Source organism: Micromonospora sp. NPDC005305 (assembly GCF_040607315.1).
Lineage (GTDB): Bacteria > Actinomycetota > Actinomycetes > Mycobacteriales > Micromonosporaceae > Micromonospora.
This window is the reverse complement of the sequence record NZ_JBEXGL010000012.1, coordinates 19,899-42,006: the sequence shown is the minus strand read 5'-3', so window position 1 is coordinate 42,006 and position 22,108 is coordinate 19,899. Positions and strand designations below refer to the sequence as shown.

Genomic DNA, 22,108 nt, shown 5'->3' with positions numbered 1-22,108 from the left:
CGCGTGTGGCGCCTGACGCAACGACGCATGTCCATCCGTTGACATTTCTTGCAACACGCTTGTAACCTTGCCGAAAATTTCAGGCCGACTTGCAGCAAGCCGGCACTGGAACCTTCCCCCGCGCCGCACACCCCTCAGGAGTCCCGATGCATCGACGTCGATGCCGCGCGGCTGCCCTAGCCCTGGGCCTGGCCGCCAGCCTGCTCGTCCCGACCACCGTGGCGGCTCCCCCGGCCGCCGCGGCCACGCCCGGCAGCAAGAAGGTCATCGTCCAGCTCTTCGAGTGGAACTGGGCCTCGGTGGCCAGCGAGTGCACGAGCACTCTCGGCCCGAAGGGCTACGGCTACGTCCAGGTCTCCCCGCCGCAGGAACACGTCCGCGGCAACCAGTGGTGGGTGGCCTACCAGCCGGTCAGCTACCGGATCGAGTCCCGCAAGGGCACCCGCGCCCAGTTCCAGGCGATGGTGAACACCTGCCACAACGCCGGCGTGAAGGTCATCGTCGACGCCGTCGTCAACCACATGTCCGGCCAGGACAACGGCGGCACCGGGTGGGCCGGCAGCGGCTTCGGGCACTACGACTACCCCGGCACCTACTCCAGCCAGGACTTCCACTACTGCGGCCGCAACGGCAACAACGACATCGCCAACTACGGCGACCGGTACGAGGTGCAGAACTGCGAACTGGTCAACCTCGCCGACCTGAAGACCGAGTCGGACTACGTCCGCACCCGGCTCGCCGCGTACCTCAACGACCTGCTCTCGCTCGGGGTCGACGGTTTCCGGCTGGACGCCAGCAAGCACATGCCGGCCGCGGACATCGCCGCGATCAGGGGGAAGCTGTCCCGCTCGGCGTACCTCGTGCAGGAGGTCATCTACGGCGCCGGCGAGCCGATCCAGCCGACCGAGTACACCGGCAACGGTGACGTACACGAGTTCCGGTACGGCAAGGACCTGGCCCGGATGTTCAACAGCGAGCGGCTGGCGTACCTGAGGAACTTCGGGGAGTCCTGGGGTTACCTGCCCGGCGGCTCGGCGGTGGTCTTCACCGACAACCACGACACCCAGCGCGACGGCGGCGTGCTGACCTACCGCGACCGCGGCGAGTACGCCCTCGCGAACGCCTTCATGCTCGCCTGGCCCTACGGCACCCCGGCCGTGATGTCCAGCTACACGTTCGGCAACAAGGACCAGGGCCCACCCTCGGACGCCGGCAACAGGACGTCGAACACCACCTGCTACTCGGGCTGGGAGTGCGAGCACCGCTGGCGGGTCATCGCCAACATGGTCGGCTTCGCCAACGCCACCCAGGGCGCCGGCGTCGCCAACTGGTACGACAACGGCTGGCAGCACATCGCGTTCAGCCGGGCCGGCAAGGGCTACCTGACCATCAACGACGAGGACTTCGCGATCAGCGGCCGCTCCTACTACACGGGCCTGCCGGCCGGGCGCTACTGCGACGTCGTCCACGGCGACTTCAGCAACGGCTCGTGCAGCGGCCCGGTGATCACCGTGGACGCCGGCGGCTGGTTCGCCGCCACCGTCAACGCCCACGACGCGGTGGCCATCCACGTCGGCGCGAAGCTGTCCTGACCCGCACCTCGCCGAACCCGGGGTCCCCCGCGCCGCCGTTTCGCGGCACGGGGGACCTCTCGCCCGATTACAGTATTGATCGTGCTGTTTGACCGATTGTTCTCGCGCTGGACGTTCGGCTGGCTGCTCGCCGCGGTCGGCGTACCGGTGCTGCTGGCGGCCGCGCTGCTGGTCGGGCGGAGCCTCACCGCCGGTCCGGCCCCGACGCCGGTCGCCGGCGCGCCCGTCGCGGAGGTGCCGCCCGCACCCGACGAGCCGAGCCCGTCCCCCGAGGAGTCCGTGCCGGCCGCCGCGCCCGCACCGGACGACCTGCCGGTGGTCACCTACGACCCGGCGCCCGGCGGATTCCCCGCCGACCCCGGCCCGGCCGACCCCCGCCCGCTGAACGAGGGGGTCACGCCGACCCGCACCGTGGCCGCGTACGACGCGCCGGGCGGCCGGCCGCTGGCGTTCCTCGCCCCCACCATCAGCGGCGTCGAGCTGACCGTGCCGATCGTCGAGCGACGGGTGGGCTGGACCGCCGTCCTGCTCCCCTCGGCCAACCGACGGATCGCCTGGCTGCCGGCCGGCGGCTGGAGCATCGTGGCGCTGCGCGACCAGATCGTGGTGGAACGCCGCCCGCACCGGCTCACCTGGTACCGGGACGGCCGCGCCGTGCGCTCCTGGGAGGTCAGCCTCGGCATGTCCGGCCAGCTGACCCCGCTCGGCCGCACCTTCGTGCTGGGCCGCACCCCGCCCCCGCAGGACGTCTACGGCGGGGTGGACATCTTCGCCCTCGGCGCGATCCCCGACGACCCGGACGCGGTGCCCACCGGTCTGCGCGGCGCCCACATCGGACTGCACAGCTGGTACACCGACGCGACGCTCGGCAAGAACGTCACCAACGGCTGCATCCGGCTCACCCGCAGCGGCCAGCGGCAGCTCCTCGCGGAGCTGCGCCCGGGCACCGCGGTCGTGGTGGTGGACCAGCTCCCCACCCCGCCGGCCACCGCCTGAGCCGGCTCAGTCGCCGAGCAGCCAGCCGTTCTCCTCGGCCACCCGCACCGCGTCGGCCCGGTTCCGGGCGCCGGTCTTGCCGATCGCCGCGGAGAGGTGGTTGCGCACCGTCCCCTCGGAGAGGTGCAGCGTCGCCGCCAGCTCCGCCACCGTGCCGCCGCCCCGGGCCGTGCGCAGCACCTCGGTCTCCCGGTCGGTGAGCGGGCTCGCCCCGCTGGCCAGGGTCTCCGCGGCGAGCGTGGGGTCGACCACCCGCAGCCCGGCGTGCACCCGGCGGACCGCGTCGGCGAGCTGGCGGGCCGGGGTGTCCTTGACCACGAAGCCGTTCGCGCCCGCCTCCATGGCCCGGCGCAGGTAGCCGGGCCGACCGAAGGTGGTCACCACGAGCACCCGGCAGCCGGGCAGCGCGGCCCGCAGCGCCGCGGCCGCCGCGACCCCGTCCAGGCCGGGCATCTCCACGTCCAGCAAGGCCACGTCGGGCCGGGTGCGCAGCGCCTCGGGCACCACCTCGTCGCCCCGCGCCACCTCGGCCACGACGGTGAGGTCCGGCTCCAGCGACAGCAGCGCGGCCAGGGCGCCGCGGACCAGCGCCTGGTCGTCGGCGAGCAGCAGCCGGATCGGTTCGGTCATCCGGTCGTCCCCTGTCCGTCGTCGGGCAGCGTCACCCGGAGCAGGAAGCCGCGCCCGTCGCGCGGGCGGCCGACGGTGACCGTGGCGTCCAACCGCCGGGCCCGCTCGCGGAGCCCGACCAGGCCGTGACCGGCCGTCTCCGCGTCGCCGTCCGGTCCCCGGCCGTAGTCGCGGATCTCCACGGCCGTCGGGTCGACCCGGATCTCGCAGCGCCGGGCGCCGCTGTGCCGGACCACGTTGGTCACCCCCTCGCGGACCGTCCAGCCGAACAGCTGGTCCCGCTCGGCTGGCAGCGACGGCACCGACTCCGGCAGGTCCGCGACGATGCCCGCGGCGGCCAGCGCCGATCGGGCGCCGGCCAGTTCCGTCGCCAGGCTCACCCCGCGGTACGCCCCGACGGTGCCCCGCACGTCGGCGAGGGCCTGCCGGGCGAGCCGCTCGATGTCGGCGACCTCGGTGGCCGCCCGGGCCGGATCCAGCTCCAGCAGCCGCCCGGCCAGCTCCGCCTTGACCGCCACCACGGTCAGCGAATGCCCGAGGATGTCGTGCAGGTCGCGCGCGGTCCGGGCTCGTTCCTCGGCCACCGCCAGCCGGCGGATCTCCTGCTGGGCGCCCTGGAGTTCGGCGTTGCGCTGGGTCAGCCGGGTCACCCCGAACATGGCGAACGAGGCGAGCAGGACGGCGAAGATCACGGTGCCCTCCGCCTCCCAGCCGGGGACCAGCGCGGCCGTCACCGGTGGGGTCAGCGCGGCCAGCGCCACGACCGGCAGCGCCTGCCAGCCCGGCAGCAGGAACACCGCCGCCGCGGCGACGAAGACCAGCGTGGTCAGCCAGTCGCCACCGGTGCCCGGTATGCCGGCGATGCCGAGCCCGACCAGCAGCGCCAGGGCGGCCCAGGCCGGGACGAGCGGGATGGCCCGGTGCTCCAGCCGGTGGGCCCGGGCCCACTGGAAGACGAGCACGTAGCAGACACCGAAGACGACCAGCGTCCCCGCGCCCACCACCCGCCGCCAGACCTCCGGCTGATGCAGGGCGGCGAGCAGCGGAATGTTGAGGAAGAAGAGCCAGACCGCGGCCAGCAGCCAGCCGGTGAACCGCCAGTGGCGGGTCGCCAGGTAGCTCCGGTCCCACGGAAGGTGCATCGTGAACACGCTAGCCCCCGTCGGCGTGGGTCAGACGCGGGTGGTGTCGCGGCGGAACAGCCGGGCCGCGCCGAGGCCGAAGAAGGCGGTCCAGGCGGCCACGTTGCCGACCGCCGCCCAGTCCAGCCCGGCCCCGGTCAGCGGTGACCGGGCGAGCTGGCCGACCCCGTACACCGGGGTGAACTTGGCGATCTGCTGCATGGCGTGGGGCAGGATCTCGAGCGGGACGAACAGCCCGCCGAGCATCGCCAGGATGGCCAGCACGGGGCCCATGAACTGCATGACGTTCTCGGCCGGGGCCAGGTAGCCGACGAAGAGGCCGAGGGCGGCGAAGACGAGCGAACCGATCCAGGCGGTCAGGCCGGACTCGATCCAGACGTGCGCCGGCATCCGCACGCCGGAGGCGGCGCCCACGACGAACTCGACCAGCACGCCGAGCAGGCCGAGCACCATGGCGGTGGCCACCTTCGTCGCCACGTACGCGGCCGGGCGCAGCGGGGTGAGCCGCAGCTGCCGGCTCCAGCCCAGCGCCCGCTCGGTGGCGACCGCCGCGCCGGCGCTCGTGGTGGCGACCATGGCCGCGTAGACGGCCAGGCTGATCATGATCCAGGCGGTGACGGGCAGGCCGTTGTCCAGGTTCTGCCCCCGCTGCGGCAGGCCGAACAGCAGGAAGAACACCGCCGGCATGACCAGGATGAACACCAGCGTGCGGCGGTTGCGCAGCACCCGGCGGATCTCGATGCCGAGCACGGGGGCGGAGAAACCGCCCAGCGCGGGGGGCCGGCGGGTCCCGGCCCGGTCGGGCGTGGTGGTGGCGGACGGGGCGGTGACGGTCATCTCAGGCTCCGGATTCGACGCGGGCGGCGGTCAGGCGACGGCGGTGGTCAGGGCGAGGAAGGCGTCCTCGAGGTTGCGCGAGGTGATCTCCAGGTCCCACGCGTCGGTCCGGGTCAGCAGGTGCCGGGCGACGACGTCGGAGTCCTCGGTGTGGACCAGCACGGCGTCGCCGCGCACCTCGACGGACTGCACGCCGGGCAGCGCCGCGAGCGCGGTCTGGTCGGCGCCCGGCAGGGTGGCCCGCACCACCCGGCCGGCGGCCAGGTTCTTGATCTCGGCGGTGGTGCCGTCGGCGACCACCCGGCCCTGGCGGACCAGGACGATCCGGTCCGCGTACGCGTCGGCCTCGTCCAGGTAGTGGGTGGCGAACAGGACGGTCCGGCCGGAGCGGGCGTCGGCCCGGATGGCCTGCCAGAAGTCCCGCCGCCCCTCGACGTCCATCCCGGTGGTCGGCTCGTCGAGCACCATCAGGTCGGGGTCGGGCAGCAGCGCCAGGGCGAAGCGCAGCCGCTGCTGCTGGCCGCCGGAGCACTTGCCCACCGCACGGTCGGCGATGTCGGCGATGCCGGCCCGCTCCAGCACCTCGGTCGCCGGCCGGGACTGGCCGTAGAAGTGCGCGGTCATCCGTACCGTCTCGGCGACGGTGAGGTCCTTGAGCAGGCCGCCGGTCTGCATCACGGCGGCGACGCGGCCGAGCCGGACGGCGTCGCCGGGCGTGCCGCCGAAGAGCCGGACGGTGCCGGCGTCCGGGCGGGCCAGCCCGAGCAGCATGTCCACGGTGGTGGTCTTGCCGGCGCCGTTGGGGCCGAGGAAGGCCACCACCTCGCCCGGTTCGATCCGGAGGCTGAGCCCGTCGACGGCGGTCACCGGGCCGAAGGTCTTGGTGAGTCCGGCCAGCTCGACGGCCGGTGGGGTGTCGGTCATGACAACGATGCTCCGGGAACCGGCCGGCCGGTCCCCGGAGCGGTCGTCACCTTCCGACCGTGACATTTGTCAGGGCGGTCAGTGGCCGCCACCGGCCCCCTGCGGTGGTCGACGCCGCCCTCGCCGTGCTCAGCCGGGAAGGGCTGGGCGGGCTCAGCATGCGGCGGGTGGCCCAGGAGCTGAGCACCGGACCAGCCTCCCTCTACGCCCACGTCTCCGGGCGCGAGGAGCTGCTCGAACTGCTCGTCGACCGGGTCAGCACGGACATCACCGTGCCCGAGCCCGACCCGGGCCGCTGGACGCAGCAGGTCCGCGAGGTGGCCCGGCAGGCGTACCGGGTCTACGCCGCGCACACCGACCTGGCGCTGGCCTCCCTGGCCACCATCCCCACCGGTCCGAACGCCCTGCGGGTCACCGACGGGCTGCTCGCCGTTCTCCGCAGCGGCGGCGTGCCGGCCCAGCAGGCGGCGTGGTTCCTCGACCGACTCTTCCTCTACATCGCCGGCGACGCCTACGAGGGCGCCCTGTACGCCGAGAAGGTCCGGGCCGCCGGTCAGGACCAGCCGACGTGGTGGGCCCGGATGCGCGAGCAGCTCAGCACGTACTACCGGAACCTGCCGGCGGGGCGGTACCCGCACGTGCGGGAGCACGTGGACGTGCTGCTCGCCGGCGACGGCGACACCCGCTTCGAGTTCGGCCTCGACCTGCTGATCCAGGGCCTCGCCACCCACGTCGCGGCCGGGAGTGAGGGCGGCCCGGCCGGGTAAGCAGCGCCGACGTCACTCGTCGACGCACCGGGAGGTCAGGGCATGAGCGCACCGACGGCACGGGTCGACACCGTCGTCCTGATCCACGGGCTCTGGATGACCTCGCGCAGCTGGGAGCACTGGGTCGACCGCTACGCGGCGCGCGGCTTCCAGGTGCTCACCCCCGCCTGGCCGGGCATGGACCAGGACGTCGAGCGGCTGCGGGAGGACCCGACGCCGATCGCCGCGCAGCGGATCGCCGGCATCGTCGACCACTACACGGCGATCATCCGGGACCTGCCCCGGCCGCCGATCATCATGGGGCACTCGTTCGGCGGTCTCATCGCGCAACTGCTGCTGAGCCGGGGCCTCGGCGCCGCCGTCGTCGGCCTGCACCCCGCGCCGGTGAAGGGCGTGCTGAAGCTACCGCTCAGCACGCTGCGCTCCGGGTTCCCCATCCTGCGCAACCCGGCGAACCGGTACCGCGCCGTGGCGTTCACGCCCGAGGACTTCCGGTACACCTTCGGCAACACGATCAGCCCGGAGGACTCCGACGCCGCCTGGGAGCGGTACGCGGTGCCCGCCGCGGGCCACGTCTTCTTCGAGGGGGCGTTCGCCAACCTGGACCCGAACTCGGCGACGGCGGCGGACACCAAACGGTCCGACCGGGCGCCGCTGCTGGTGACGGCCGGCGGCGAGGACCACGTGGTGCCGGCCTCGCTGGCGTCCTCGGTGGCCAACCTCTACCGGGGCTCGACGGCGATCACCAGCTACCGGGAGTTCCCCGGCCGGTCGCACTTCGTCGGCGGCGAGCCCGGCTGGGAGGAGGAGGCCGACTTCGCGCTGGAGTGGGCTGTGGAGGCGGCCAACGAGTACTCGCCGACCGTCGTCAGCACGGCCCCGAACCGCCGCTGACCGCACCGCCCCAGGTCACTCCCAGGACTGAGCGATGTCGAGGATCTCCAGTCCGGGAGGTGCCGCGGCAGCGATCGTCTCGGCGTCGCGGGTGACCAGGTAGCAGCGGCAAAGGATGGCTGTGGCGACGGCGTGGGCCACGTCCAGCGGGACCTTGAAGCTCGCGGCGAGCCGGGCGACCCGGCGGCTGGTCGGGCCGTCGTAGACGGCGATCCGGATGTCCCGATCGGCGTCCAGGAGGAGGTCGATCAGGTCGGTGGCGGGTGTCCCGGCGAGTTGGAGCTGCGCCTGCCCCAGGCAGAGCGCCGGGATCCACACCTGCTGCTCAGGGTCCTCCTCGGCGAGGACGAGCAGCGCGCCCGGCTCGACACTGTCGCCGGAGGCATAGGCGAGCAGGGCGGAGGTGTCCAGAACCAGCCCGTTCACGCCGCGGCCGCACCCGAGTCGTCACCGAACTGGCGCAGCCACTCCAGGTTCCGTTCGTGCTGGTCGTCGCTGATCACCGGCTGCTGTGACAGGTGCCGCCGGGCGCGCTCCACATCCTCGTCGGTGACCGCGTAGCCCAGCCCGGCCCAGCGGGCCCGCAGCCCGTCCGCCCGCATCTTGCGGCGGAGGACATCGGCGATGAACCCGGACGTGCTGCCCTGGGACCGTTCGACGTATTCGGCAACGTCGTCGGGGAGGCTGATGGTGATGCGCCGCGTCATACTCAGAGCATAGCGAGTGCATACCGGGCCGGGTGGACCGACTCGCGACGCATGGCGGGGCGGGGCGGGGGTATGACGGGGTCATGAGGGCGAGCTTCCGGCTTGGCCGGATCGCGGGGGTACCCGTCGGGGTCAACTGGAGCGTCCTGGTCATCTTCCTGCTGATCGCGTGGGCGCTGTCCGCCAGCCAGTTCCCGCGCGCGTACCCGGGGCACTCGGCCGTGGCGTACTGGGCCGCCGGGCTGGCCGCCGCGGTGGTCTTCTTCCTCGGCCTGCTCGCCCACGAGGTGGCGCACGCGGTGGTCGCCAAGCGCAACGGCATCGAGGTCGAGGGGATCACGCTCTGGCTCTTCGGCGGCGTCTCCGAGCTGAAGGGCGAGGCCCGGGACCCGGGCGCCGAGCTGCGCATCGCCGGGGTGGGCCCGCTGGTCAGCCTGATCATCGGCGTCTTCTTCGGCGTCATAGCGGTGGTGCTCGCCCTGGCCGGCTCGCACGGCCTGCTGCTCGGCGCGCTGTCCTGGCTGGCCGGCATCAACGTGCTGCTGGCGATCTTCAACGTGCTGCCGGCCGCCCCGCTGGACGGCGGCCGGCTGCTGCGCGCGGCGGTGTGGAAGGCCACCGGCGACCGGACGAAGGCGGCCGTGGTGGCCGCCCGGGCCGGCTGGGTCCTCGGCGCGCTGCTGATCGGGCTGGGGCTCTGGCAGTTCCTGGCCGGCAGCGGGGCGGGCGGGCTCTGGCTGGCCCTCATCGGCTGGTTCCTGATCGGCGCCGCCACCATGGAGGAGCGCCAGGCCCGGATGGGCAGCGCGCTGCGCGGCATCCGGGTCGCCGAGGTGATGACCCCGCAGCCGCAGACCGCCTCCGGGGAGATGACCGTCGCCGACTTCGTCGACCACTACCTCTTCGCGTACCGGCATTCGGCGCTGCCGCTGGCCGACGAGGGGCGGCCGATCGGGCTGGTCACCCTCGACCGGGTCCGCGGCGTCCCGGCCGACCGGCGCGCCGCGACCACCCTGGCCGAGGTCGCCTGCCGGGCCGACGAGCTGGTGCTCGCCAGCCCGGACGAGCAGCTCAACGACCTGCTCCCCCGGCTCAGCCAGTGCGCCGACGGCCGCGCGCTCGTGGTCACCGACCACCGGCTGGTCGGGATCGTCTCGCCCAGCGACATCAGCCGGGCGGTGCAGCGCGGCAGCATGCGCGAGCAGACGGCGGCCGGCCGCTCCTAGCCGTCGCCCAGCAGGCCGCGCAGGTGCGCCCGGGTCCAGGCCGCGATGGTGAACGAGTCGGTGAGCACCCCGTCCCGGATGAGCGCGCCGACCTCGGCCGGCGGGCAGCGCCGCAGGGCCCGGATGCCCTCGCGCGCGTCGGGCTCCCCCACCGCCGCCACCTCCGCGAGGAAGAGCCGGACCTCGTCGGTGGAGCTGCCGGTGTCCGGGTGCAGCACGCCCAGGTCGACCAGGCGGACGACCTCCGCGCCGATCTCCTCGCGCAACTCCCGGGCCGCCTGCTCCTCGGCCGGCACGCCGGGCTCCCCGAACCCGCGCGGCGCCTCCAGGTGCCACCGCCGGGTCGCGTGCCGGAAGTGCTCGATGAGCACCACCGCGCCGTCGAGCACCGGCAGGAGCACGACGCCGTACGTGCCGCCCATCGAGACCGCGCGGATGTAGGTGCCGAGCGCGCCACCGGGAAACCGGACCGGATCCCGCAGCAGGGTGAGCCACTCGTCCTGGTACGCGACCCCGCTCCGGCCCCACTCCTCGGGCAGGCCCCGCGCGCGCAGCGCCTCGACCTTGGCCCGTTCCGCGGCGGCCACCTCGGCGGGGTCGACCAGGATCTCCACGGCGGCGCCGGGCGGGTTGACGAACAGTTCCGGCAGCCGGTCGCGCAACTCCCGGTAGCGGAGGTCGTCCGGAGCCTCACTCATTCGCCCTCCCGGGGCCGGTCGATGTTGGGTTCGGAGTCGCGGTCGGCGTCGCCGTCGACCACCGGGAAGCCGCCCTCCCGCAGCCGGGCGACGAGTTCGCGCCAGTCCTCGCGGGCCCGCTCCAGCCGGACCCGCATCACGTCGATGCCGGTGGCCAGCTCGTTCTCGGCGCGGCGCTGGTCGCGGCCCACGACGGCGAAGCGGAGCACCGCGTCGGTGCCCCGGGAGGCGACCTCGGTGGCGACGTCGCCGACGACCTCCAGCCGCGGGTCACCGTCGTAGATGAGCGAGGCGGAGGCGCCGAGGACCTCGATGGTGATCCGGACGACCGGCTGCCAGATCCGCATCCGGCTGCGACGCCGCTCGCCGACGAACTCCGCGAGCCGGCCGGCGAGGGCCAGGTAGCGGTCGTACACCAGCTGGCCGCGGGCCACGAAGTCGGTCGGGTCGTCGAGCAGCGACTCCAGCGCGACCAGGTAGCGGCGCCACTCGTCGGTGCCCCGCGCCTGCCGCACGTGCGCCAGTTCCAGCCCGGTCAGGTCGATGCGCAGCGGGGACAGGGCCAGGTCGAAGGCCTGGGGCCGCAGCGTCCGCAGCAGTTCCACGAGCTGTTCCAGGTCGGCCCGCGGGGCGCCCTCCTCGGTGGGGCGGGCCGCCCGCACCGGCGGCCGCTCCTGGAGGGCGGTGCGCCGCAGCGAGTCGGTGGGGATCAGCGCGAAACGCTCCACGGCGTCGGGCACGGTGGTGTTGTACCGCAGGTCGATGAGCTGCTTGAGCTCCGCCACGAGCGGCGCCGACCGGAACCGGCCCTGCGCGGGGTCGCTGCCCGGCTCGACGAGGAACTGCCGGTAGAACCCCTCCCGGTCGGCCCGGTCGGTGTCCGCGGCCCACAGGGTCACCTCCCGCAGCCGTTCCCGCAGCGCCGGGATGCTCTCCCCGTCGAGGCCGAGGTCGCGGCGCAGGGCGTCGAGGTTGAAGCCGCGCACCTGCAGCAGGAAGCGGTGGAACTCCTCGAACATCAGCCGCTGGGTGCACTCCTCGTTCTCGGCGTCGTCCCAGCTCAGCCGGAGGCACCGGATCTGGTCGAGGTCCCCGAGCAGGCTCCGCCAGGCGTCCCAGCCGACCCGGTCGACGGTGAACCGCGGCTCGTCCGCGGGCGAGCCCTCGCGGAGCAGGAAGGGCACCAGCACGCTCTCGTCCAGCAGGGCCCGGACCGCGTCGCGCTGCGGGCCGCGCTCGGCGAAGTCCTGGTAGACGACCGGGTTGTTGAAGAAGTACGCCCGGTTCACGATGACCTGCTCGGCGTTGAGGATCGAGCGGAGGTACTCGGCCCGCGCGTCCTGCCGACGCCGTTGCTCCACCTCGGCGTAGGAGAGCCGGCGGCTCACCATGTGCTCCAGCAGGTCGCGGGTGACCCACTGGTTGTCCAGGCACTGCGCGACGACGCTGATCCGGGACAGCGCCCGGTTGTCGACGCGGACCAGCCCGCCCGGCCCGGAGGTCTCCTGCACCATCTTCTCCCTCACCGCTGTCCACCGTGGATGATCGGCCCATAGGCTACGGGTGACCCGCGGGTAGGTCAGTATCGCGGGAAGTAACGGTCCAGCAACGCTGTGCGGAACTTGCCGGCCGGGTCGAACTCGCGCAGCAGGGCGCGGAAGTCGCCGTGGCGCGGATAGCAGGCGGCCGGGTCGCGGGTGAACAACTTGCCCCAGTGCGGGCGCGCGGCGAACGGGGCGAGCCGCTCCTCCACCTCGGCCAGCACCGGCGCCACCGCCGCCGGGTCGCCGATCCAGGTGAAGTGGACGGCCAGGCTGTCCCGCTCGTGGTTCGGGCTGAGCCACAACCCGTCGGCGGCCACCGTACGCAGCTCGCAGACCTGGAGCACGGCGGCGATCCGCGCCGCCGCCGGGTCGAGTGCGGCCAGCGCCGCGGCGGCGTCGGAGCGGGCCACGTGCCACTCGGACTGGAGTTCGTCGCCGCTGCTCGGGGTGAAGCCGAGCCGGAAGTGCGGCAGCCGCTCGTGCCACGGCCCGGGCGCGCCGAACTGGGCCGTGCAGGTCTCCCCCGGCATCCCGGGCACCGGGTGCCGGGGGGTGTCGGCCGCGCGCGTGTCCAGCCAGTCCGCCGGGGGCGGCGGCTGGTCGGCCCGCTGCTTGAGCCACACCTGGTCCAACCGGGGCGACCGCCAGCCGGTGAAGACGCTCACGCTGTAGGCCGCGTCGAGCGCGGTGTCCAGTGCCGCCCGGGGCAGGCCGAGACGGACGTACTGCCGCACCTCGAAGGCGGGCACCACGTCGAGGGTGAGCCGGGTGACCACGCCCAGCGCGCCGAGGTGGACCACCATCCCGGCGAACCGGGGGTCGGCGCGGTCCACCGTGAGCAGGTCACCGTCGGCGGTGACCAGTTCCAGCGCGGCCACGGCGGTGGCCAGGTTGCCGTTGGCCGGTCCGGAGCCGTGGGTGGCGGTGGCGACCGCCCCGGCCACCGAGATGTGCGGCAGCGACGCGAGGTTCGCCAGGGCGTACCCCTCGGCGAACAGCGCGGTGGCCAGATCGCCGTAGCGCAGCCCGGCCGCGACGGTGACGGTGCCCCGGTCGCGGTCGAGTGCGACGGTCGGCGGCAGCCCGGCCACCGACACCTGCTCGCCGGTGGTGTCGCCGAGCCGGTTGAACGAGTGCCCGGTGCCCACCGCCCGGACCCGGTCCGCCCGGGCCACCAGCCGGCGCAGTTCGTCGAGGGTGGCGGGCTCGTGGCGGGCGCGCGCGGACCAGGTGACGTTGCCCGCCCAGTTGGTGCCGGTCACGCGGTGGCCTCCCGGTCGGTGCTGGTGTCCTCGTCCGCGCCGGCCGGCCCGGTGCGGGCGTCGGTGAACCGGTCCCCCGCGTAGCGGACCAGCGCCGCCGTCACCTCGTCGGGGCTCTCCCGCACCTGGCGGAGGTCGAGCAGCTCGACGGCGGGACGGCCGTCGCCCGGGTGCCGGGCGGTGACCCGCGGGCCCGGCGGCAGCCCGGCCGCGGGCACGCCGACCAGCCGGCCCGCGTCGTCGAGGGCGAGCGCCGCGAACTGCTCCCACTGGTACGTCCCGCGCAGGCCGGGCCGGCGCACCTCCAGCCCCTCCGGGCCGAGCACGCAGCGGAATGGCCGCAGCGCGCCGACGAGCACGGTCACGCCGACCGCCACGACACCCAGGGCGACCAGCATCCGCAGCACCGGCCCGTCACCGGCGACGGCGAGCACCATGACCCCGCCCGCCACGCAGACGACGGCCAGCGGCAGGGCCCCTCGGTTCCGGTGCAGCTCCATGTCGTCCCCCCGTTCGGGTCGCCGGTGTCCGCGTGCATCATCCGCCAATCGCGCAAGGCGTGGTTGCCCCGCCGCCGGGTAGGGCACCCTGTGGGCATGAGCAGCTACCGCGACCCGACCCTCCAGGGCGACGTGTACCCGTCGGAGGAGGAGATCGACCCGACCGGCGTCGGCCCGGATCCGGCCGAGGCGGCGTACGCCACGGCCCCGGTGCCGGCGCCGACCCCGGAGCCCGAACCCGACCCGGTCCCGCGGCCTGGGCCGCCGCCCCGGGCCGCCGAAGGACGCTCGATCGTCTCCCGTCACCTGGACGGGTCGGTCGAGGTGGTGACCGACCTCGACGGCGACGGGGTGGCCGACATGGTGCAGGTCGACCTGGACGGCGACGGCGTCCCGGACGTGACCTACCTGGACAGCGACCGGGACGGCCGGCTCGACACGGTGCGCCGCGGCCCGGCCCACTGAGCCGGGCCCGACTCGCTCACACCTGCCGCATCACCTCGGCGGCGACCAGCTCCAGGTGGTCCAGGTCGGCCAGGTCGAGCACCTGGAGGTAGACCCGCTCGCTGCCGATCTCCGCGTACCGGCCGAGCTTGTCGACGACCTCGGCGGGCGTGCCCGCCGCGCCGTTCTCCCGCAGCTCCGCGGGCTCCCGGCCGATGGCCGCGGCGCGCCGGGCCACCTCGGCGTCGTCCCGCCCGCAGCAGAGCACCAGGGCGTTGGACCAGGTCATGCTCGACGGGTCCCGGCCGGCCTCGGCGCAGGCGTCCTTCACCCGGTGGAACTGCGCGGCCGAGTCCTCGACCGAGGCGAACGGCAGGTTGAACTCGTCGGCGTACCGGGCGGCGAGGCGGGGCGTCCGCTTCGGGCCCGTGCCGCCGAGCAGGATCGGCGGGCGCGGCTGCTGGACCGGCTTGGGCAGCGCCGGGGAGTCGCTGACCGGGTAGTACTTGCCGGGGAAGTCGAAGGTCGACCCGGCCGGCGTCTCCCAGAGTCCGGTGATGACCGCGAGCTGCTCCTCCAGCCGGTCGAACCGCTCGCCGAGCGGCGGGAACGGGATGCCGTACGCGGTGTGCTCCTCGGCGAACCAGCCGGTGCCGATGCCCAGCTCGACCCGGCCACCGCTCATCTGGTCGATCTGGGCGACGGTGATGGCGAGCGGGCCGGGGAGCCGGAAGGTGGCCGCGGTCATGAGGGTGCCGAGCCGGATCCGGGTGGTGTCCCGGGCCAGGCCGGCCAGGGTGGTCCAGGCGTCGGTCGGACCGGGGTCGCCGCTCACCGAGCCCATCTTCAGGTAGTGGTCGGAGCGGAAGAAGGCGCCGAAGCCCGTCTCCTCGGCGAGGCGCGCCACGGCGAGCAGCTGGTCGTACGTGGCGCCCTGCTGGGGTTCGGTGAAGATCCGCAGTTCCATGCCCCCGAGCATAGGAAGCAGGCGGGCCCGCCGCCTGCGCCCCTCGTATTCCTTGACAGGCATATGAGCGTCGGGGCATATTGTGGAGGTGTCCGGGGATGCCTTCGCCGTGCTGGCCGAGCCCACCCGCCGCCGCATCCTCGACCGGCTGCGCCGGGCGGAGAGCAGCGTCGGCGACCTCGTGGACGCGCTCGGCATGAGCCAACCCGCCGTCTCCAAGCACCTCAAGGTGCTGCGGGAGGCCGGCCTGGTCAGCTGCCGCACGGCTGCCCAGCAGCGGATCTACCGGATCGACGTCCGCCCGCTGCGCGCCGTGGACGACTGGCTCGGGCCGTACCGGCGGATGTGGGCCGACCACCTCGACGCCCTCGAACGCCACCTCGACAGTGAGGAGTGACCATGGACCGCGACAGCTTCCGGCCCGGCCCGCTCGCCGACGTCGCCTGGTCGCCGGCCGGCGACCGGTGGGACCTGGTCCTCGTCCGCGACCTGCGGCACCCGCCGGCCAGGGTGTGGGCGGCGCTCACCGAACCGGACCGGCTCGCCCAGTGGGCGCCCTTCCTCGCCGACCGCGACCTGGCCACGCCCGGCGCGGTCACGCTGAGCACCGTCGACGGCGACCGGCGCTGGCCGGACGCGGCCACCGTACGCCGGGCCGAGCCGCCCACCCTGCTGGAGTACACCTGGGGCGACGGCCTGCTCCGCTGGGAACTGGCCGGCACGGAGGGCGGCACCCGGCTGACCCTGCGGCACCGCTTCGACGACCGCGCCCTGGGCGCCAGCATGGCCGCCGGCTGGCATCTCTGCCTCGACGTGGCCGGCCACCTGCTCGACGGCGACCCGGTCGGCCCGATCCGCGGCGCCGAGGCCAAGGAGTTCGGCTGGGAGGAGCTGCGCGCCGCGTACGACGAGCGCCTGGGCGACTGACGGGTCAGCGGGTGGCGGCCGGGGCGTCCGGCAGGGTGATCGCCGTGGCCGCCCGGCGGATCGGCTCGGTGACCCGGCGGATCATCCGCTCCCGGCCGGGCAGGCGCGGCATGAGCCGCAGCATCAGCGTCTGGAACCGGATCCGGGCCGCCGACGACAGCACCATCCCCTCCAGGTTGCGCTCGGCCAGCCGCTGGTTCGCCGTGACGAACGGGCGCATCCGCCGCTCGTAGCCGGCGAACCCGGCCACCGGGTCCCCACCGGCCTCCGCCAGCGAGGCCGCCAGCACGTACGCCCCGACCAGCCCGAGGCTGGTGCCCTGCCCGGAGGCCGGCGACGGGCCGTGGCCGGCGTCGCCGACGAGCGCGATCCGGCCGGTGGACCAGCGGTCCATCCGCACCTGGCTCATCGGCGCGAAGTAGAGGTCGGGCGCGTCGGCGGCGGCGGCCAGCAGCTCGGGCACCCGCCAGCCGGCCCCGGCGAAGGCTCGGGCCAGTGCGGCCCGCTGGGCGGGCAGGTCCCGGTGATCGGGCTCCTCGGCGGGCGACGGGAAGAGGAACAGCGCCCGGGCGTCCGGCGCCCCGGCGGTGCGGTAGACCCCGACGGTCCGGCCCGGCGCCGGGTGCATCAGCTCGACGCGCTCCTCGCCGAACTCGGCGGGGACGGTGCAGATCGCGATGTGGTGCCCGAGCGGGCGCAGGTGCTCGTCGGCGGGGCCGAACGCGAGTCGGCGTACCGTCGAGTGCAGCCCGTCGGCGCCGACCACCAGGTCGAAGCGGCGGCGCCCGCCCCCGGCGAAGGTCACGTCGACCCCGCCGGCGGCCGGCTCGAGCGCGGCGATCGAGTCGCCGAAGCGGTATTCCACGTCGCCGGTCGCCTCGACGAGCAGCCGGGCCAGGTCCCCGCGCATGACCTCGACGTCGTCCCCCTCCCGGCCGCCGAAGAGCGCCGCGTCCATGGTGGCCAGTGGCGCGCCGGACGCGTCCACGAAGCGGGCCGACCGCATGCCGGTGTCACGCCGGCGCACCTGCTCCAGCAGGCCCATCCGGTCCAGCACGGTCAGCGCCGCGCCCCGGACGTCCACCTTGTAGCCCCCGTCGCGCAGCGCCGGGGCGCGCTCGACGACGGTCGGCCGGAAGCCGTGGCGGCGCAGCCACCAGGCGAGCGTGGGCCCGGCGACACCGGCGCCGGAGATCAGCACATCAGTCATGCCGCTTACGGTACAAGCGTGTTAGACATTTGTGCAAGACACTTGTTCCAGGAGTCGGCTAGGCTGCTCGGCATGGGAAATCGGGAGGACCTGCTCGCCGGGGCCAAGCGCTGCCTCATGGAGAAGGGCTACGCGGCCACCACGGCCCGGGACGTGGCCGGCGCCGCGGGCACCAGCCTGGCCGCCATCGGCTACCACTTCCGCACCACGAAGGCGCTGCTCAACGAGGCGCTCGTGGAAGCCATGGCGGAGTGGGGCGACGAGCTGGCACGCGCCCTCGCCGAGGACGCCGGGCCGGACGCCACACCCGAGCAGCGCTTCGAGGCGGCATGGGAACGGATCATCGAGTCGTTCGCCCGGCTCCGGCCGCTCTGGGCCGTCCAGTTCGAGCTGATCGCGCAGCTCGACCGGACGCCCGAGCTGCGGGAGGCGTTCGCCGGGGTCACCCGCCAGGCCCGGCTCGGGCTGGCCGAGGTCTTCCACCGGCTCGACCCGGGGCTCGACGAGTCGACCGCGCTCGCCCTCGGCGCCTTCCACCAGGCGCTGATCGGCGGCGTCGCGGCCCAGTGGCTGGTCGACCCGGCGGCGGCCCCCTCGGCACGGGAGTTGACCGCCGCCCTGCGAGTCCTCGCCGCCGAGTTCCGCACGGATCAGGGCTGACCGACAGCCGCCGCCGGAGCGCGGAAAGTCCGGATTCACCACTCGCCAGGTCCACATCGGACCGGCAATCGCACGCCGTGACGTCGAGCGGACGATACGGCGGACGCGCGCCGGAATATGACGAACGCATGACAGTTCGCTATCAGTGCCGACAAATTCGGAGTCGGGCCGCGACAATCGGCTCCCCCGGCGACGAGACGGCACCGAGCGGGGACAAAAGGGGACAAGAAGCCCCGGATTGCCCGCGTCAGCCTCCCCCGCAGCCTGTCCTCGGTGCGTGCGACGACCGAATTCCGCCTCCCGGGGCGGCCATTTTTTGTGGGCAGATCCACATTCCCCGCACACCCGACTGGAACCACCGCAATGAAGTCGGTAGGTTTCCGGGCCGGCCCCTGCGGCCCGACCGATGTGACGAATGTTGATATCGACGGACGAGACGCGAAGATGGCCACCGATGGCGCGATCCGCCAGCGGTTTACCTCGGAGAGGGGATCGTGCCCGCACTCGCAGTGAAGTCGCTCTACAAAATATTCGGGAACCGAGCCGACGAGGCGATGAGGCGCCTCGCGGACGGCGCGCCCCGCGCGGAGGCCCTCACCGGGCTGCCGGCCACGGCCGCCGTCATCGACGCGAACTTCGAGGTACGCCCCGGCGAGATCTTCGTCGTGATGGGCCTGTCCGGCTCCGGCAAGTCCACCCTCATCCGGATGCTCAACGGCCTGCTCCGTCCCACGAAGGGCAGCGTGCGGGTCGACGGGGTCGAGCTGACCACGCTCCGGCCCGCCGCGCTGCGCAGGCTGCGCCGCGAAAAGATCAGCATGGTCTTCCAGCACTTCGCGCTGATGCCACACCGGACCGTGCTGGAGAACGCCGGGTACGCGCTGGAGGTCGCCGGCCTCCCGAAGGCCGAACGGCGCGAGCGCGCCCTGGAAGCGTTGCGCATGGTCGGCCTGACCGAGTGGGCGGACAAGCTCCCCCACGACCTGTCCGGCGGCATGCGGCAGCGGGTCGGGCTGGCCCGGGCGCTCGCCGCCGGCACGGACATCCTGCTGATGGACGAGGCGTTCTCGGCGCTCGACCCGCTCATCCGCCGGGAGATCCAGGACCAGCTCCTGGAACTCCAGGCCGAGCTGGGCAAGACCATCATCTTCATCACCCACGACCTCAACGAGGCCATGCGCCTCGGCGACCGGATCGCGGTGATGCGGGACGGCCGGATCGTGCAGATCGGCACCGCCGAGGAGATCCTCACCGACCCCGCCAACGACTACGTCGCGCAGTTCGTCGCGGACGTCGACCGCACCCGCATCCTCACCGCCTCGTCCGTCATGGAGAAGGCGCAGACCGTGCTCGACGTCACCGTCGGCCCCCGGGTGGCCGCCCGCGCGCTGCGGGAGAACCAGACCTCGGTGGTCTACGTGACCGGCCCGAGGAAGCAGTTCCTCGGCACGGTCACCGAGGACGAGGTCCTGCGGGCGTTCCGCGAGGGCCGGCAGAGCCTGGAGGGGTACGTCTCGACCGAACAGGTCCGGACGGTCACCGCGGACACCGCCGTGGCCGACCTGTTCGCCGAGTGCGCGGAGAGCGTCCATCCGGTGGCCGTCCTGGACGCGACGGGCCGGCTGTCCGGCGTGATCCCGCGGATCACGCTGCTCGCCGCCCTGGCCAGTACGGCCCCGGACAGCGCACCGGTGGGCGACGTCGAACCCGCGGTGGACGACCCCGTCGACAGCGGGCCGGCCGGCGCGGCAACGCCGGCCGCACTCGACCCGATCAGCAGGAAGGAAGAGCCGGTATGAGCCTGACGCAGTCTCCGCTCGACTCCTGGCTGCCCCGCGTGCCGCTCGGCACGTGGACCGAGTCCGCCGTCGACTGGGCCACCGCCACCCTCGGCCCGGTCTTCGACGCGGTCGCCTCCGTGGTCGACGCCCTCGTGCGCCCGCTCAACGACCTGCTCACCGGCGTACCGGCGGTGGCGGTCGTGCTGGTCCTCGCCGCGCTCGGCTGGTGGCTGCGCGGCTGGAAGTTCGGCCTCGGCACGGCCGTGGGCCTCGGCCTGGTGGCCGGCATGCCGTACTGGGAGGAGACCATGAGCACCCTCGCGCAGGTGCTCGTGGCCAGCGTGCTCGCCCTGCTGCTGGCCATCCCGCTGGGCGTCTTCGTGGCGGAGAACCGACGCGCCTCCGCGATCGCCCGGCCGGTGCTGGACCTCATGCAGACCATGCCGGCGTTCGTCTACCTCATCCCGGCGATCTTCTTCTTCGGCATCGGCACCGTGCCCGGCGTGCTGGCCACGCTGGTGTTCAGCATGCCGCCCGGCGTGCGCCTCACCGAACTGGGCCTGCGCCAGGTCGACAAGGAGATCGTGCAGGCCGCCGAGTCGTTCGGCGCGCCGCCGTGGATGGTGCTGCTGCGCACCAAGATGCCGCTGGCCCTGCCGACCATCATGACCGGGGTCAACCAAGTGATCATGCTGGCCCTGTCCATGGTGGTCATCGCCGGCATGGTCGGCGCCGGCGGCCTCGGCGACGTCATCATGTTCGCGCTCTCCCAGGTCGAGGTGGGCAGCGGCTTCGAGGGCGGGATCGCCGTCGTGGTCCTCGCCGTCGTGCTCGACCGGCTCACCGATTCCGTGGGCGACCGGTTCCCCTCCGCGCGGGCACAGCGCCTCGCGCGCGAGGCCGCCTGACCGTCGCCCTCCGCGCCGGTACCCCAGTTCCCGCGTACGCGGGTCCGCCGGCCTGTTCCACAACCGGAAGGACAACCCTGTGTTCACGATCCTGAAGCGCGTCCTCGCGCTCGCGGTGACCGCCACCCTGGCGCTGGCCGGTGCGGCCTGCACCGGCGAGTCGGACGGCGCCGGCAACGGCAAGAAGATCACCATCGGCTACATGGCCTGGGACGAGGCCATCGCGGCGTCCCACCTGTGGCAGCACATCCTGGAGGAGAAGGGCTACCGGGTCCAGCTCAAGAACCTGGAGGCCGGCCTCGTCTACGGCGGTCTCGCCAGCGGCGACATCGACCTGTTCCTCGACGGCTGGCTGCCCCAGACCCACGCCTCCTACCTGGAGAAGTACGGCGACAAGCTGGAGAAGCTCGGCGTCTGGCACGACGACGCCAGCCTGAGCATCGCGGTGCCGAAGTACGTCGAGGGCGTCGACTCGCTCGACGACCTGGCCGCGAAGGCCGGCACCTTCGGCGGGCAGCTCATCGGCATCGAGCCGGGCGCCGGCCTGACCAAGGCCACCCAGGAGAAGGTGCTCCCCAGCTACGGCCTGGACGGGGCCATGAAACTGAAGACCTCCTCCACCCCGGCCATGCTCGCCGCGCTCGACGGCGCCATCGCCGACAAGAAGCCGATCGCCGTCACCCTCTGGCACCCGCACTGGGCCTACGCCAAGTACGAGCTGAAGGACCTGGCCGACCCGAAGGGCACCCTCGGCCAGGCCGAGCAGATCAACACCTTCGCCCGCAAGGGCTTCGGCAAGGACTTCCCCGAGGCCACCGAGATGCTGAAGCGGTTCAAGATGGACGGCCCGCAGCTCGCGTCCCTTGAGGAACTGATGTTCAACACCCACAAGGGCGACGAGGAGAAGGCCGTCGAGGAATGGCTCAAGGCCAACCCCGACTACCTGAAGACGCTCGCCTGACCTGAACGGGGCCCGCCGGAGCATCCGACGGCTCCAGGTCGGCGCGTCTGACGTCGCGCCGCGACCTGGAGCCGTCGGGCGCGCCCCACCGTCATCCCGCGCGCCGCCGGCGCAGCAACGCCACGCCGCCACCGACCACCGTCGCCCCGATGGCGCTGCCGACGGCGACCAGCGCCGCGCCCACCGCCCAGAGCCCGGTGTCGTCCGTCGACGCGGCCCGCGCCGCCCAGGCCGCGGTGAAGGCCACCGTCATCACCGGCGCCACCACCCACGGGCTCACGAACCAGCCACCCACGGCGGCGATCACGATCAGCGTGAGCACGGCGCCGGCCACCTGCCACACGGCGTACGGGCCGCTGGTCGCGCCGGTCTCCGGGTCGACCGTGTAGCCCGACTCCCAGCCCAGCCAGGCCCACCAGGCGCCGACGGTGGCGGCCGCCAGGAGCAGGCCGCCGAGCAGGGTACGCGTCGTCTTCGTCACGGCCCGATCCTGCCCGGTGGGAACATCGCGCGAATGAGCATCCGTACTCG

25 protein-coding genes are annotated in these 22,108 nt (G+C 73.6%); 12 read left to right on the top strand and 13 right to left on the bottom strand.

Features of this window, described 5'->3' with window-relative positions; all coding sequences use genetic code 11:
- The first annotated feature begins 146 nt into the window (after positions 1–146).
- Together ABZS80_RS20740 and ABZS80_RS20735 are read left to right on the top strand one after the other, a co-directional pair.
- Positions 147–1,592, top strand: a complete 1,446-nt coding sequence (locus tag ABZS80_RS20740) for an alpha-amylase family glycosyl hydrolase (protein WP_355058087.1) — start codon at positions 147–149, stop codon at positions 1,590–1,592.
- A gap of 81 nt (positions 1,593–1,673) precedes the next feature.
- Positions 1,674–2,588: a L,D-transpeptidase family protein gene (locus ABZS80_RS20735; protein ID WP_355058085.1), complete on the top strand. Its 915-nt coding sequence runs from the start codon at positions 1,674–1,676 to the stop codon at positions 2,586–2,588.
- Positions 2,589–2,594: 6 nt separating this feature from the next.
- Here ABZS80_RS20735 and ABZS80_RS20730 read toward each other — a convergent pair whose 3' ends face one another.
- The 4 genes from ABZS80_RS20730 to ABZS80_RS20715 are packed head-to-tail and all read right to left on the bottom strand — an operon-like array spanning position 2,595 to position 6,121.
- The gene (locus tag ABZS80_RS20730) at positions 2,595–3,218 is read right to left on the bottom strand and encodes a response regulator transcription factor (RefSeq protein ID WP_355058083.1); all 624 of its coding nucleotides are present in this window, start codon (positions 3,216–3,218) and stop codon (positions 2,595–2,597) included.
- Complete coding sequence (locus tag ABZS80_RS20725) at positions 3,215–4,360, bottom strand: sensor histidine kinase (protein WP_355058081.1); 1,146 nt, start codon at positions 4,358–4,360, stop codon at positions 3,215–3,217. The genes ABZS80_RS20730 and ABZS80_RS20725 overlap by 4 nt, the downstream gene beginning before the upstream one ends.
- A 30-nt stretch (positions 4,361–4,390) precedes the next feature.
- A complete protein-coding gene (locus tag ABZS80_RS20720; RefSeq protein ID WP_355058079.1) occupies positions 4,391–5,197 on the bottom strand; it encodes an ABC transporter permease in 807 nt (268 codons plus the stop codon).
- A 30-nt stretch (positions 5,198–5,227) separates the two neighbouring features.
- Positions 5,228–6,121 carry an ABC transporter ATP-binding protein gene (locus ABZS80_RS20715; protein ID WP_355058077.1) on the bottom strand — a complete coding sequence of 298 codons (894 nt, stop codon included), beginning with the start codon at positions 6,119–6,121 and terminating at the stop codon, positions 5,228–5,230.
- A gap of 59 nt (positions 6,122–6,180) precedes the next feature.
- Here ABZS80_RS20715 and ABZS80_RS20710 point away from each other — a divergent pair, with 59 nt between their 5' ends.
- Positions 6,181–6,888, top strand: a complete 708-nt coding sequence (locus ABZS80_RS20710) for a TetR/AcrR family transcriptional regulator (RefSeq protein WP_355058075.1) — start codon at positions 6,181–6,183, stop codon at positions 6,886–6,888.
- Positions 6,889–6,930: 42 nt separating this feature from the next.
- The gene (locus ABZS80_RS20705) at positions 6,931–7,782 is read left to right on the top strand and encodes an alpha/beta fold hydrolase (RefSeq protein WP_355058073.1); all 852 of its coding nucleotides are present in this window, start codon (positions 6,931–6,933) and stop codon (positions 7,780–7,782) included.
- Positions 7,783–7,797: 15 nt separating this feature from the next.
- Here ABZS80_RS20705 and ABZS80_RS20700 read toward each other — a convergent pair whose 3' ends face one another.
- Positions 7,798–8,208: a hypothetical protein gene (locus ABZS80_RS20700; RefSeq protein WP_355058071.1), complete on the bottom strand. Its 411-nt coding sequence runs from the start codon at positions 8,206–8,208 to the stop codon at positions 7,798–7,800.
- Entirely contained in the window at positions 8,205–8,489 is a 285-nt protein-coding gene (locus ABZS80_RS20695; RefSeq protein WP_355058069.1) for a hypothetical protein, read from the bottom strand. The genes ABZS80_RS20700 and ABZS80_RS20695 overlap by 4 nt, the downstream gene beginning before the upstream one ends.
- A gap of 83 nt (positions 8,490–8,572) precedes the next feature.
- Between ABZS80_RS20695 and ABZS80_RS20690 the strand changes: the two genes are divergently transcribed.
- Positions 8,573–9,715: a site-2 protease family protein gene (locus tag ABZS80_RS20690; RefSeq protein WP_355058067.1), complete on the top strand. Its 1,143-nt coding sequence runs from the start codon at positions 8,573–8,575 to the stop codon at positions 9,713–9,715.
- Here ABZS80_RS20690 and ABZS80_RS20685 read toward each other — a convergent pair.
- From ABZS80_RS20685 to ABZS80_RS20670, 4 genes are read right to left on the bottom strand one after another with little or no spacing between them, the layout of a single operon-like run.
- Positions 9,712–10,413: an NUDIX hydrolase gene (locus tag ABZS80_RS20685; protein ID WP_355058065.1), complete on the bottom strand. Its 702-nt coding sequence runs from the start codon at positions 10,411–10,413 to the stop codon at positions 9,712–9,714. The two genes, ABZS80_RS20690 and ABZS80_RS20685, sit on opposite strands and share 4 nt — an antisense overlap.
- Entirely contained in the window at positions 10,410–11,939 is a 1,530-nt protein-coding gene (locus ABZS80_RS20680; protein WP_355058063.1) for a hypothetical protein, read from the bottom strand. The genes ABZS80_RS20685 and ABZS80_RS20680 overlap by 4 nt, the downstream gene beginning before the upstream one ends.
- Before the next feature lie 53 nt (positions 11,940–11,992).
- Positions 11,993–13,219 carry an FAD-binding protein gene (locus ABZS80_RS20675; RefSeq protein WP_355058061.1) on the bottom strand — a complete coding sequence of 409 codons (1,227 nt, stop codon included), beginning with the start codon at positions 13,217–13,219 and terminating at the stop codon, positions 11,993–11,995.
- Positions 13,216–13,719 carry a hypothetical protein gene (locus ABZS80_RS20670; protein ID WP_355058059.1) on the bottom strand — a complete coding sequence of 168 codons (504 nt, stop codon included), beginning with the start codon at positions 13,717–13,719 and terminating at the stop codon, positions 13,216–13,218. Before ABZS80_RS20670 ends, ABZS80_RS20675 begins: the two co-directional genes overlap by 4 nt.
- Before the next feature lie 96 nt (positions 13,720–13,815).
- Here ABZS80_RS20670 and ABZS80_RS20665 point away from each other — a divergent pair, with 96 nt between their 5' ends.
- Positions 13,816–14,184 carry a hypothetical protein gene (locus ABZS80_RS20665; protein WP_355058057.1) on the top strand — a complete coding sequence of 123 codons (369 nt, stop codon included), beginning with the start codon at positions 13,816–13,818 and terminating at the stop codon, positions 14,182–14,184.
- A gap of 16 nt (positions 14,185–14,200) precedes the next feature.
- Here the strand turns inward: ABZS80_RS20665 and ABZS80_RS20660 are convergent, their stop codons facing one another.
- Positions 14,201–15,130: an LLM class F420-dependent oxidoreductase gene (locus ABZS80_RS20660; protein WP_355058055.1), complete on the bottom strand. Its 930-nt coding sequence runs from the start codon at positions 15,128–15,130 to the stop codon at positions 14,201–14,203.
- Between the two features lie 88 nt (positions 15,131–15,218).
- On the opposite strand from ABZS80_RS20660, the gene ABZS80_RS20655 reads away from it, so the two are divergent.
- On the top strand, positions 15,219–15,527 hold the full coding sequence (locus ABZS80_RS20655) for a metalloregulator ArsR/SmtB family transcription factor (RefSeq protein WP_355058053.1): 309 nt from the start codon (positions 15,219–15,221) through the stop codon (positions 15,525–15,527).
- A gap of 2 nt (positions 15,528–15,529) precedes the next feature.
- Positions 15,530–16,057: an SRPBCC family protein gene (locus ABZS80_RS20650; RefSeq protein WP_355058051.1), complete on the top strand. Its 528-nt coding sequence runs from the start codon at positions 15,530–15,532 to the stop codon at positions 16,055–16,057.
- Between the two features lie 4 nt (positions 16,058–16,061).
- Here the strand turns inward: ABZS80_RS20650 and ABZS80_RS20645 are convergent, their stop codons facing one another.
- On the bottom strand, positions 16,062–17,267 hold the full coding sequence (locus ABZS80_RS20645) for an FAD-dependent monooxygenase (protein ID WP_355058049.1): 1,206 nt from the start codon (positions 17,265–17,267) through the stop codon (positions 16,062–16,064).
- A gap of 72 nt (positions 17,268–17,339) precedes the next feature.
- Here ABZS80_RS20645 and ABZS80_RS20640 point away from each other — a divergent pair, with 72 nt between their 5' ends.
- From ABZS80_RS20640 to ABZS80_RS20625, 4 genes are all read left to right on the top strand, one after another.
- Positions 17,340–17,927 (top strand): helix-turn-helix domain-containing protein, encoded by a 588-nt coding sequence (locus ABZS80_RS20640; protein ID WP_355058047.1) that lies wholly within the window; start codon positions 17,340–17,342, stop codon positions 17,925–17,927.
- A 494-nt stretch (positions 17,928–18,421) separates the two neighbouring features.
- Positions 18,422–19,726, top strand: a complete 1,305-nt coding sequence (locus ABZS80_RS20635; RefSeq protein ID WP_355058045.1) for a glycine betaine/L-proline ABC transporter ATP-binding protein — start codon at positions 18,422–18,424, stop codon at positions 19,724–19,726.
- Positions 19,723–20,616: an ABC transporter permease subunit gene (locus ABZS80_RS20630; RefSeq protein ID WP_355058043.1), complete on the top strand. Its 894-nt coding sequence runs from the start codon at positions 19,723–19,725 to the stop codon at positions 20,614–20,616. The genes ABZS80_RS20635 and ABZS80_RS20630 overlap by 4 nt, the downstream gene beginning before the upstream one ends.
- 79 nt (positions 20,617–20,695) lie before the next feature.
- The gene (locus ABZS80_RS20625; RefSeq protein WP_355058041.1) at positions 20,696–21,577 is read left to right on the top strand and encodes a glycine betaine ABC transporter substrate-binding protein; all 882 of its coding nucleotides are present in this window, start codon (positions 20,696–20,698) and stop codon (positions 21,575–21,577) included.
- Positions 21,578–21,668: 91 nt separating this feature from the next.
- On the opposite strand, the gene ABZS80_RS20620 is transcribed toward ABZS80_RS20625, so the two are convergent.
- Positions 21,669–22,058 (bottom strand): hypothetical protein, encoded by a 390-nt coding sequence (locus tag ABZS80_RS20620; protein ID WP_355058039.1) that lies wholly within the window; start codon positions 22,056–22,058, stop codon positions 21,669–21,671.
- Positions 22,059–22,108: the final 50 nt, after the last annotated feature.